At 47.2% G+C, this 12,724-nt stretch carries 8 protein-coding genes; 1 reads left to right on the forward strand and 7 read right to left on the reverse strand.

Annotated elements, in window-relative coordinates:
- Positions 1–8: 8 nt before the first annotated feature.
- From NST38_RS27420 to argC, 4 genes are all read right to left on the reverse strand, one after another.
- The gene (locus tag NST38_RS27420; protein WP_339191134.1) at positions 9–1,262 is read right to left on the reverse strand and encodes an aspartate aminotransferase family protein; all 1,254 of its coding nucleotides are present in this window, start codon (positions 1,260–1,262) and stop codon (positions 9–11) included.
- A 407-nt stretch (positions 1,263–1,669) separates the two neighbouring features.
- Positions 1,670–2,509 carry an acetylglutamate kinase gene (argB, locus tag NST38_RS27425; protein WP_127551507.1) on the reverse strand — a complete coding sequence of 280 codons (840 nt, stop codon included), beginning with the start codon at positions 2,507–2,509 and terminating at the stop codon, positions 1,670–1,672.
- A gap of 335 nt (positions 2,510–2,844) precedes the next feature.
- Entirely contained in the window at positions 2,845–4,083 is a 1,239-nt protein-coding gene (gene argJ / locus NST38_RS27430; protein ID WP_445933721.1) for a bifunctional glutamate N-acetyltransferase/amino-acid acetyltransferase ArgJ, read from the reverse strand.
- A 130-nt stretch (positions 4,084–4,213) separates the two neighbouring features.
- A complete protein-coding gene (gene argC, locus NST38_RS27435) occupies positions 4,214–5,263 on the reverse strand; it encodes an N-acetyl-gamma-glutamyl-phosphate reductase (protein WP_341344220.1) in 1,050 nt (349 codons plus the stop codon).
- Positions 5,264–5,593: 330 nt separating this feature from the next.
- Between argC and cls the strand changes: the two genes are divergently transcribed.
- Positions 5,594–7,042, forward strand: a complete 1,449-nt coding sequence (cls, locus tag NST38_RS27440) for a cardiolipin synthase (RefSeq protein WP_341344221.1) — start codon at positions 5,594–5,596, stop codon at positions 7,040–7,042.
- A gap of 133 nt (positions 7,043–7,175) precedes the next feature.
- Here the strand turns inward: cls and NST38_RS27445 are convergent, their stop codons facing one another.
- From NST38_RS27445 to secA, 3 genes are all read right to left on the reverse strand, one after another.
- Entirely contained in the window at positions 7,176–8,084 is a 909-nt protein-coding gene (locus NST38_RS27445) for a YitT family protein (protein WP_341344222.1), read from the reverse strand.
- A 132-nt stretch (positions 8,085–8,216) separates the two neighbouring features.
- Positions 8,217–9,330 (reverse strand): peptide chain release factor 2 gene (gene prfB, locus NST38_RS27450; RefSeq protein ID WP_101313559.1). Its coding sequence is split into 2 segments (ribosomal slippage): positions 8,217–9,257 and positions 9,259–9,330, totalling 1,113 coding nucleotides; the frame shifts between segments, so codons are not numbered across the junction.
- A 242-nt stretch (positions 9,331–9,572) separates the two neighbouring features.
- Entirely contained in the window at positions 9,573–12,077 is a 2,505-nt protein-coding gene (secA, locus tag NST38_RS27455) for a preprotein translocase subunit SecA (protein WP_341344276.1), read from the reverse strand.
- Between the last annotated feature and the right edge of the window lie 647 nt (positions 12,078–12,724).

The raw sequence follows: 12,724 nt of genomic DNA on the forward strand, positions 1-12,724 counted from the left end.
TTTTTATGTTAGGCTTTCGCCGCTACGTGCTCTTCGATCGATGTAGCTACAAGGGATACCGCCTCGTCAATCTCTTCTTTGCTCACATACAGGTTCGGAAGCAAACGAATCACATTAGGTCCTGCAGAGACAAACAAAATACCGCGTTTTTGCCCAGCAAGCACAATATCACCTACCGGCTCAGCACATTCAATACCGACTAACAATCCCAAGCCACGAATTTCCTTCACAAAGGAATTACCCGCCAAACGATTCCGCAGGGAGCTCATCAGGTATTCACCCATCTCCGCTGCGCGCTCTGGCAAGCGATCTTCCAGCATTGTTTCGATTGTTGCTATCACAACGGATGAAGCAAGTGGTGTTCCGCCAAATGTTGTCGCATGGCTACCTGGCGTGAACGCATCCCGCAGGAAACCTTTACCCAGCATTGCGCCTACAGGGAAACCACTGCCGATACCTTTGGCAACGGTGAACACGTCTGGCTCAATGCCATAATGTTCGTGTGCGAATAGTTTGCCTGTACGTCCCATTCCCGTTTGTACTTCATCAACAATGAGCAACAATCCGTGCTCGTCACACAATTTCCGTACATGTTTGACGAATTCCGGTTCAACCGGATATACACCACCCTCGGCCTGAACCATTTCCAGCATAATAGCTGCTGTGTTGGGTCCAATTGCCGCTTCAAGGGCAGGGATATCATGCAAAGGTACAGTTACAAATCCGGCTGGCAATGGCAAAAATCCTTCTTTCACCTTATCCTGTCCGGTTGCTGTCAGTGTAGCGAGTGTCCGTCCATGGAAGGACTGGGCAAATGTGATCACTTCATAGCGATCTGTACCCTTCACCTTTTGGTGATAACGACGTGCTACTTTAATAGCTGCTTCGTTCGCTTCGGCACCACTGTTACAGAAAAACACTGCGTCAGCACATGTATTGGCTGTCAGCAATGCTGCTGCCTTCTCCTGGCCTGGAATCTGGAACAGGTTGGATACATGCCACAGCTCATCAATCTGAGCTTTCAGCTTGGCTCCAACTTTCTCCGGTGCATGGCCCAGGCTAGTTACAGCGAGTCCGCACATGAAATCGAGATAGCGGTTCCCCTGATCGTCCCATAACCAGCTGCCTTTACCTTTGACCAGACTGATTGGATAACGTGCATACGTTTGGAAAAGCGAGCTTTCCGTCTGTGCCGCTGCACCTGTTGCTGTTGCGCCCGCTACCGCTGTGCCAGAACCTGGCTGTTCGTTGCCTTTTGCCATGACCCTATCACTCCTTATTGGTTGGTGCAACGGCAATTATATAAGAGCTCTTATTTACACTAGATCACTCCGATTGCGGAACCATCTTCCGAACGTATGCATACTCCACTTCGATGACAGAACAACCTTCCGATCGCTGTTATCCCTGGATTTTTTTTATTCCCCTTCAATGGGGAAAATCCTGTGATAAAGGCGAGATGATGCTTACGAAGTAGCTTTCTTTCAGAAAGCTTTTAGCTCCGCTTCTTCAGGTTATTTCTGTCCTCTCCGTTATGCATTTTTATTCTTCAGATTGGTTCTGCACCCTACGATATGTGAGTGTAATATTAGATTTCTTATATAAAAAAGCCGTGCACATATTTTTCTATTTAAATAAGACTATTAAGACCCTAGCGTATCGAGCAATTTTATTGCATACGGATGATTCTAGTTCCGATGATTTCTCCGCCGAGCACTCGGCTCAGGATCTGGGGTTCGCTTCCGTCTACGATGACGACCTCACGTACTTGGCCATGGATACATGCGATTGCTGCACGCACTTTGGGAATCATTCCGCCATAGATTTCTCCGGTCTGGATCATGTCCTCAATCTCTTGTACAGATACGGATGGCAGTACTTTTTTCTCGCCGCCTACGTTTTTCATGATGCCAGGAACGTCAGTCACGACAATCATCCGACTTACGCCGAGATGAGACGCAACTGCACCCGCAGCTGTATCTGCATTTATGTTATAGCGTTGTCCAGTTGCATCTACGCCAACTGGTGCGATAACTGGCATGTATCCCATGTTCACGATGCCTTGGATAATCTCTGCGTTCACACCAGTGACATCGCCTACCCAACCGATCTCTGCGTGGTTGGATACGGGCTTCGCCTGAATGAGACCCCCGTCCACGCCGGACAAGCCTAGTGCACGACCGCCCACACGCTGAATCAGACGTACGATCTGCTTGTTGATACTTCCAGCGAGCACCATCTCCACTACGTCCAGCACAGGTTCAGTTGTTTTGCGCAGGCCGTTAACAAATTCAGTTTCGATACCAAGCTTCGCCAAGTTATCTGAGATCGCAGGACCTCCGCCATGCACGATTACCGGTTGCGTGCCCTGAGACTGCAAATCACGCAGATCCGCAAAGAAAGACTCCGGCAACGCCGCCAGCGTGCTGCCTCCACATTTCATGACGAACATCTGTTTCTCTGTGCTCGCTTCCGTTGCGGTACTCTCGTTTGGCATTGTTGAATTCATGAGGGCAAGCTCCTATCATAGTAAAAATTATATTCAAAAAAATATAACACTTTTATAAGGTCACACAGGCTGGTAGGAGTCCATTCCGAATTCGGATTGTTCTTTTGATCGCTGTTGTCTCCAGGTTTCTTGAATTATCCCTATATAGGGGAACACCCGGAGACAAAGGCGACCGCTCCGCTTCTGCAGAATCAATTCCGTCTTCTCCATTACTATCGCTATATGTCCAACACCAAACAACAAGTTTAAATTTCATTGATAATTTTTGAAACATCTCACGAAACAGCTTCACAATAGAAGACAGCTGTTTCGCAAAACCTTTATCCAAAGGTTTATTAAGTGCGGTATGCGGCGTTAATTCGGACGTAGTCATACGTCAGGTCACAGCCCCAGGCTGTTGCTGTTCCTTCGCCGTGGTGCAAATCCACCACGATGCGAACTGTATCAGTCTGCAAATAGGCCAATGCCGCTTCTTCGTCAAACACGACTGGGCGGGACTGCGCGAGTACCGAGATATCTCCCAAACGGATATCTACGGTATCCGGGTTCACCGGCTGTCCTGCACGCCCTACGGCTGCAATAATCCGTCCCCAGTTGGCGTCTGCGCCAAACATGGCGGATTTCACCAGACTAGACCCGATGACGGTTTTGGCAATGGCTTGCGCGGATTCATCACTTACCGCACCTGTAACTTCTACCTCGACCAGTTTTGTTGCTCCTTCACCATCGCGAGCAATGGCTTTGGCCAGTACTTGGCATACATAGGTGAAGCCGGCTGCAAAAGCGTCCCAATCCGGGTGCTCCATCGTCAGCTCTTCATTGCCTGCATATCCACTGGACATGGCTACCAACATGTCGTTTGTACTTGTATCCCCATCGACGGTAATCATGTTGAATGTATGATTGGTAGCCTGGCGCAACAGACGCTGTAACGCTTCTGCACCAATGACCGCGTCAGAGGTCATAAAAGCGAGCATTGTCGCCATATTCGGATGAATCATACCCGAGCCTTTGGCGGCTCCCGCAATCGTAACCGTCTTGCCGTTAACTATAACGGAGACGCAAGCTTCCTTTTTTACCAAATCCGTTGTCAGAATCGCTTGTGAAAATTGCTCCGCCTCATTCGATTCCTTGCCCATATGCGCTGGAAGTCCGGTGATGCCTGAATGTACAGCATCCATTTTGAGCAATTCACCAATGACACCTGTGGATGCCACAGCCACGTCTTCTTCTGCCACACCCAACTCACGCGCAGCCGCCGAACGCATCGCATAAGCATCTTCTTCCCCTTGTTGCCCTGTACATGCATTAGCATTACCACTGTTAACGATAACAGCCTGAAGGCGTCCGTTGCTCAAGCTTTCGCGTGTTACTTTGAGTGGTGCCGCCTGAAACACGTTCGTCGTGTATACAGCAGCAGCTGTAGCCGGTACATCACAGCGGATCGCTCCGATGTCATTACGAGATGTCTTTTTCAATCCGCAGTGAAGTCCACCAGCAGTGAATCCCCCAGGGGTTACAATTGTTCCGTTCTCAACCACGGTAAAAGTATGTTGCTCCACATTCGTTCCCATATCATATCCCCCGTATGCGTTCAGCTATATGCTGATGATCGCCTGCTTAACCTGATCCGTTCTCCCTAAGTTGACTCCGAGAAAGCACTCTACACCGAATGTTCCAGCACTCCTCCTGAATACCAATCCCTTATGGATATACCGGTGTCATGTTCAGCCCAAGGTTCTCCTCCCATCCCATCATCAGGTTCATATTTTGAATCGCTTGCCCGGAAGCACCCTTCACCAGGTTGTCGATGACCGAAATAATCGTCAAACGCCCTGTGCGAGGATCTACCGCAAATCCGATATCACAATAGTTGGATCCGTACACTTCTTTGGTAGAAGGCCAGATGCCCGGTTCACGTACACGTACAAAAGGCCTGTTCTCATAATATTTACGGTACAAATCTACGATCTCCCGGTCGCTGTGTTCCCCAACGAGGTTTGCATACATCGTACTCATAATTCCACGTGTCATTGGCACCAGATGTGTTGTGAAAGTAACCGTAACAGGCGTTCCCGTTATACTGCCAAGCACTTGTTCGATCTCGGGAATATGTTGATGTTTATTCAGTTTATAGGCTTTGAAATTCTCATTCATCTCTGCATAATGGTTTGTCAGACTTGTTCCACGTCCCGCTCCGGATACGCCTGATTTGGCATCAATTATAATAGTAGAAGGATCAATCCATCCTGCCTCTACAGCAGGGATCAGTCCAAGAAGTGTAGCCGTTGGATAACAGCCTGGGTTGGATATAAAATTCTGTCCCTTCACTTCTTCGCCATACACCTCAGCCATGCCGTATACCGCTTGTTCCAGCAAATCAGCTGAAGGCGCCGGATGTTTGTACCACTCTTCGTACACTGTTCCATCCTTAAGTCTGAAATCGCCAGACAGGTCAATCACCTTAAGTCCTGCTGCCAGCAGGCTTGGTACGAGCTTAGCACTTACGCCGGACGGGGTCGCTGTGAATACCAGATCCGCACGACTCGCAATTTCAGCCGGATCTACACCGTCGAGTGGCCTGTGAATCACGCCCGTCAAATGCGGAAATCCATCTGCGATGGACTCACCACTGCTCGATGATGAGATCACCGATGTGATTTCAACCAGCGGATGGTTCTGGAAAAAACGAATCAGCTCCACCCCACCGTAGCCGGTGGAACCGACGATTGCTACTTTTAATTTGTTATTCACTCTCGCTCCCCCAATCTCGATGTATGCGCTACTTGTGCTATGTCCTTGCCTGAAGGATACTTGAACACAGCAATTCCGTCGCTTATATGCATATTTGTGTATTATTATACGACTCTGGTTATATAAATACAACACTCTATCATCAATTTCACATGGATTTCCATCCAATCCGAACATATCTTTTTTAACATCCGGGACGAATAGGTATACATCTGTTAAAATACGTATTAGTAGGAAACATTACAATCAGGGTCTCATTCATAACTAACCTGCTAATCAAGGACATATGAATAGATTCATGATGGTCATAATGAGACGTGGGGGACTATAGTGCATATCGAATCCATTTTACTTATTGTACTCCTTGGCCTGAATATTATTTTTGCCGCAGCAGTCGTTTTCTTCGAACGGAAGGATGCCAGCGCTTCCTGGGCTTGGCTGCTCGTCTTGAACTTTATTCCGGTGTTTGGGTTTTTACTTTATCTTTTAACCGGTCAGAACCTGACCCGATACCGGCTTTTCCAGTGGAAAGAACGTAAGAAGCTCGGGCTAGAGGAACGTATTGAAGCCCAGCTCACGCAGTTGCACGATAACCGCACACCTTTCCGCAACCAAGCAACCGAGACTAGCCAGGACATGATCTATATGAACCTGAAGCAGAACGGTGCTCTGGTGACGGAAGATAATGCGGTCGAGATCATTACGGATGGAACAGATAAATTCCAGCGGCTCTTGGATGACATCGAAGCGGCCAAGGATCACGTGCACGTACAATACTACATTTATAGAGGCGACCGTCTGGGCAAAAGAATTCGGGATGCACTTATCCGCAAAGCGCGGGAAGGCATCAAAGTTCGTTTGCTGTATGACGCGCTCGGATCGCGGCGGGTATCAAAACGCTTTTTCAAAGAATTGCGCGAAGCAGGCGGTTTGGTTGAAGTCTTTTTCCCCTCCAAATTCAGTCTGATCAACTTGCGTATGAACTACCGGAACCACCGTAAGATTGTCATCATTGATGGTAACCTGGGGTACACAGGCGGGTTTAACGTTGGAGATGAGTATCTTGGCTTGAACTCCAAATTCGGTTATTGGCGTGACACACATCTGCGTATTCAGGGGAATGCCGTTCATGCGCTGCAGACCCGTTTTCTCCTAGATTGGAATGAAGCGTCCAAGCAACACGACACACCTTATGTTCCGGCGCATTTCCCTCATATTGAGGGTACAGGAAAGATTGCCATGCAGATTGTCTCCAGTGGACCGGATGCAGAGACTGAACATATCAAGAACAGTTATCTTAAGATGATTAACGGGGCCAAACAATCGATTCTGATTCAAACTCCTTATTTTATCCCGGATGCCAGTGTATTCGAAGCTATTCGTCTAGCGTGTCTGTCCGGCATAGATGTTCGCATTATGATTCCAAATAAGCCCGACCACGCCTTTGTATATTGGGCTACGCTATCTTATATTGGTGAGTTGCTAAAAGTGGGCGCCAAAGTATTTATATATGATAATGGCTTCATTCATGCCAAAACACTTATCATTGACAGTTTGGTTGCATCCGTGGGAACCGCCAATATTGACTACCGCAGTTTCCGGTTGAACTTTGAGGTTAATGCTTTTATGTACGATGAAGCGATTGCGACAGCACTTGTACAAACCTTTGAGCACGACCTGCATGTATCGCGAGAAATGACGCTCGATGAATACCAAAAACGTAGTCTCATTATCCGCTTCAAAGAAGCCATTTCCCGTCTGTTATCTCCGATTTTGTAGCGGTCAATATTTATAGTAAAAAAACAGGCACATCCTCTCCCGTCATTTCGGAGTAAGATGTACCTGTTTTTTTCTTGTCTTGAACTTCCGAACGTATGAGCCTACACGGCTCACTCGATATTCTTCACACCGTTCACACATGCTCTCCCCGCTTAAAACCTTCGCCAAGCACTTCGTGCGCGTTACTGATAATGACAAATGCTCCCGGGTCCACAGACCGAATCAACGCTTTGAGTCTTGGTACCTCATTTTGCCCAACCACGACCATTAGTACTGTTCGTTGATCATCGGTGTAACCACCTTTAGCTTCCAGCTTTGTTAATCCGCGATCCAGATCATCCAGAATCACTTTGCTAATCGCTTCGGTCTGGTTGGAGATAATATAAGCCACCCTGGAAAAGCCTAGGCCCATCTCAACGGCATCGATCACTTTACCGGTAACATACAACCCAATTAGTGCATAGAGAGACTGTTCCAATGACAATACAAAAGCAGCCATAATAATAACCGTAGCATCCATAATTACGACACAAAGAGAATAACTCAGTCCGCTGTATTTCTGTACGATTCTGGCAAGAATGCTCATGCCACCTGTTGATCCTCTACCTCGGTATACAATTCCAATCCCTAAACCAACGCCAATCCCACCATACAGTGAACCAAGTAGCGGATTCGTTGTTGGAATGGCCCAATCCTTCGTGAGATAGACTAACAGTGGCAGGACAATACTGCCCAGTACTGAACGAATTCCATACTGCTTACCAATAAGCAGGAAACCCGCAATCAAAAGTGGGATATTAATTGCCCATTGGGTATATGCCGGCTCCCAATTAAGCCACTCCTTGCCCAGGATCGATAACCCGGACACCCCACCCGAAGCAATCTGATTTGGTAATAAAAATAAATTAAAGGCCACGGCAATTAAAAACGAACCTAAAATGATAGATACCGTATCCACGACGTTTCTCCATGGACCATTGAGTGGAATGAGGCTAGTTATCCTCTTTTTGCGATTATTGTGAAGTTGTGATCGTTGTTGCATGTTCTCGTGCTCTCCTTTTATGTGACTGATCAGTTGTTCGCTCATTTTTTCTATCCTATAAAATTATTCAAAAAAAAGCTCCCGTATACACCAGCATACGCCTACACGTATGGGTCCATACAGGAACTTATATTAATCGGTTTCTACTTTAATCTGGCTACGCAAATAACCATCGATGAATGCATCGAGGTCGCCGTCCATTACTGCTCCTGTATTTCCAGTCTCTACGCTTGTACGGTGATCCTTTACCATACTATAGGGATGGAACACATAGGAGCGAATCTGGCTACCCCATGAAATATCCGACTGATCTCCTCGGATTTCATCCAGCTGTTGTTTTTGCTCTTCAATTTTACGCTCATACAATTTCGAACGAAGCATCTTCATCGCCCGCTCACGGTTCTTGATCTGTGAACGTTCATTCTGACACGTTACAACTACACCTGTCGGAAGGTGGGTAATCCGCACGGCTGAGTCGGTGGTATTGATATGCTGTCCACCCGCGCCACTCGCACGGTAGGTATCAATCTTGAGATCCTCTGTTCGAATGTCCAATTCAATCGTATCATCAATCTCAGGAACCACATCACATGATACGAAGGACGTATGTCTACGGCCCGATGAGTCAAAAGGAGAGATCCGCACCAGTCGGTGTACACCCTTCTCGGCTTTCAGATAACCATAAGCATTGTGCCCCTTGATCGATAGCGTGACGCTCTTGATCCCCGCCTCATCTCCTGGCAGATAATCCAGCACCTCAACCTTGAAGCCACGTTTCTCGGACCAACGTGTGTACATCCGGAGTAACATCTGTCCCCAGTCCTGTGACTCGGTACCACCTGCCCCCGGATGAAGCTCTAGAATGGCATCCATCTTATCATACGGCTGGTTCAGGAGCAGCTGAAGTTCGAACTCTGCCACCTTGCTCACGATCGCTGTGACGCTTCTACCGATCTCTGCAGCGAGGTCCTCGTCGCCTTCCTCGTCAGCCAGTTCTACCATCATCACCGCATCATCATAATCCTGTTGGAGTTTGGTGTATTGATCCACAGATCCCTTCACCGCATTTAGCTCAGCGATTACGGATTGCGCCTTGTCACTGTCGTCCCAGAAATCGGGGGCAGACATCTTCACTTCGAAGTTGCCAATCATCTCTTGCTTCAGATCTAAGTCAAAGAGACCCCCTAAGGTTGGTTAGTTTCTTGCCTATTTCACGCAGGTCATGCTTCACGTTTGGATCGATCATGTGCAATTCCTCTTTTCATTAAGATAAGCTCCCCGCATCCAGGGCATTCCTCCAGATCAAGTAAGTGATGCGCCACCCTGGTGTTGAGACTACTGTTATATCAGTATATCTCTTCCCCGTGATCATGGTCATATTATTATAACTATGCACCATTAATCGGTTTTGCATCCTTCACTTCATCCTATGGAATACCCGGCTGCAAGGAGCCATTCATGTCATTCGTGTATAAATGAACCCTTTAACTACTCTTGACCGTGGCAGTGTTTGAACTTCTTACCACTACCGCATGGGCATGGATCGTTACGTCCGATTTGGTCAGAAACCTTCACTGGACGTTTCTCAGCAGGTTCACCGCTTGTCGAGATCTGACTTTCCTCAACAACCGCTTGACGCTCCTGATTGCTCTCGATCTGTGCTCTCATCACATAAGTCGCTACTTCTTCTTGAATCGAAGCGATCATCTGATGGAACATCTCGAAGCCTTCGAACTGGTATTCACGCAGTGGATCTGTACCACCGTAGGCGCGAAGGTGGATACCTTGACGCAATTGATCCATTGCATCGATATGATCCATCCACTTGCTGTCTACTGCACGGAGCACAACCACTTTCTCGAACTCACGAACCATCTCTTCGCCAATTCGCTCTTCACGTGCATTGTACTTGTTCTGAACTTTCGTGAACAGCAACTCGATGATCTCTTCTGCTTCCTTGCCCCACAGATCATCTTTTGTTATGGAACCATCGTCCAGCAATTTGCTGTTCATATAATCAGCAACTTCCTGAAGCTCCCAGTTTTCCGGGATATCATCACTACAATGTGCTTCAACGATACGTTCAATGGAAGGCTTGATCATATCCATAACGATTTGTTTGATATTTTCGGACTCCAGTACCTCGCGGCGCTGTTTATATATAATTTCACGTTGTTGGTTCATTACATCATCATATTGGAGAACGACTTTACGCACGTCAAAGTTGTTACCTTCAACACGCTTCTGCGCTGATTCTACTGCACGGGTAATCATCCGGCTCTCGATCGGTTGGTCTTCTTCAAAACCAAGGCGCTCCATCATGTTCAATACATTATCTGCACCGAAACGTCTCATCAATTCATCACCCAGTGACAGGTAGAATTGTGTTGAACCCGGGTCACCTTGACGTCCCGCACGGCCACGTAGCTGATTATCAATCCGGCGTGATTCGTGACGCTCTGTACCGATGATATGAAGGCCGCCTACTTCAGCTACACCATCACCCAAGATAATATCTGTACCCCGTCCTGCCATGTTGGTTGCAATCGTTACTGCACCCGCTTGACCAGCTCCTGAGATGATCTCTGCTTCTTCCGCGTGGTACTTGGCGTTCAGTACCTGGTGTTTGACACCACGGCGTTTAAGCATGTCAGACAGGCGTTCAGAGTTCTCAATGGACACTGTACCTACCAGAATCGGTTGATTCTTACTGTGGCGTGCCACGATCTCTTCTACAACGGCATTGAACTTGCCATCGATGCTCTTATACACGACATCTGCCATGTCATCGCGTTTATTCGGACGGTTGGTTGGAATTTGCAGTACTTCGAGACCGTAGATTTTTTTGAACTCTTCTTCCTCGGTTTTCGCTGTACCCGTCATACCCGCAAGTTTACGGTACATCCGGAAATAGTTCTGGAAGGTAATCGTAGCAAGCGTCATGCTCTCATTTTGTACTTCAATGCCTTCTTTGGCTTCAATCGCTTGGTGCAATCCATCACTGTAACGACGTCCAGACATCAGACGACCTGTGAATTCATCAACGATCATGACTTCCTCATCACTGACAACATAATCCACGTCACGACGCATGATTGCATTAGCTTTCAAGCCCTGTACAATGTGATGGTTGAGAGTTACATTGGCATGATCATACAAGTTCTCGATACCAAATGCTTTCTCTGCTTTTGCCACGCCCGCCTCAGTCAACGCTACGGATTTCACCTTAATATCTACCGTAAAGTCTTCTTCCGGCACCAAACGTTTCACAAAACGATCTGCTGCATAGTACATATCCGTCGACTTCTGAGCTTGTCCAGAGATAATGAGTGGCGTACGCGCCTCATCGACCAAGATGGAGTCTACTTCATCAATGATACAGAAGAACAATGGACGTTGTACCATTTGCTCTTTGTAGAGCACCATGTTGTCACGCAGATAGTCAAAGCCAAACTCATTGTTCGTTCCGTACGTAATATCACATGCATATGCATGTTGTTTCAACGCATGGTCCATACCGCTGAGGTTAACCCCAACCGTCATGCCCATGAACTCATAGATTTGTCCCATTTCCTGGCTATCCCGTTGTGCCAAGTAGTCATTGACCGTGACCACGTGTACACCTTTGGACATTAACGCGTTCAGATATACCGGAAGTGTTCCTACCAGCGTTTTACCTTCACCCGTTTTCATCTCGGAAATACGGCCTTCATGCAGAGCGATACCGCCCAGCATCTGTACATCGTAGTGACGTTTGCCCAGTACACGACGTGATGCCTCACGTACGGTTGCAAATGCCTCTGGAAGAAGCTCATCTGTTGTTTCTCCCTTTTCAATACGAGCACGGTATTCGTCCGTTTTACCTTTCAGTTGTTCATCAGACAACGCCTGAAATTGTGGTTCCAGTTTATTGATCACATCGACCGTCTTCATCAGACGTTTAACATCACGTTCATTCATGTCGCCGAAGATCTTTTTGACAAGTCCTAGCATGGTATACCCCTTTCGTGCAAAACAGAATAGACCCCCTGTTGCCGCCACGCGACACCATCGGATGGATATTGCATCCACTTGCCCGGGGGTGACAAACAATATAATTTGAGCTTAATGAAGGTTACACTTCGTCAACTCAGTTGCCAGAATGTCCTTTCGATCGCTGTTATCCCCTGATTTCTTTTAAACTCTCTTCTCAGAGGGGGAAATCCGGGGATAAGGCGTATGCTTCCGATGTAGCTTTCTTTCAGAAAGCTTTCAGGCGAACGCTTCGCTTCTTCAGGTCATTTCCGCCCTCTTCGTCATCCGTGTAAAAATCAAATTCAAATCATATGCTAATAAGTAATATGATGAATCAACTCCAGGCTTGCCAAGGGTTCCTCATGAAGCTGATTCGGTATTCAAACGGATTCGGTTATTAAAAACTAGCCGAAGCCCGAGCCTTGCGAATCATGTTCATGGTGCTGTGCCTGTCATTGATTATGATTAGCGATCATTCGTTGACAATTCCTCATCAGGACAATGATTCTCTTTGCATAAATTGTAACAGTTTGTAAGGGCCGCCGCAACACGCCACGGCACACTTCTTTGAACTTCTGAGACATATCAAACCGAGTTTAAGTGCAAAAAATCATAGTCGTTAGCGG

It is taken from the genome of Paenibacillus sp. FSL H8-0104, from assembly GCF_038050215.1.
In the GTDB taxonomy this organism is placed as follows: domain Bacteria; phylum Bacillota; class Bacilli; order Paenibacillales; family Paenibacillaceae; genus Paenibacillus; species Paenibacillus amylolyticus.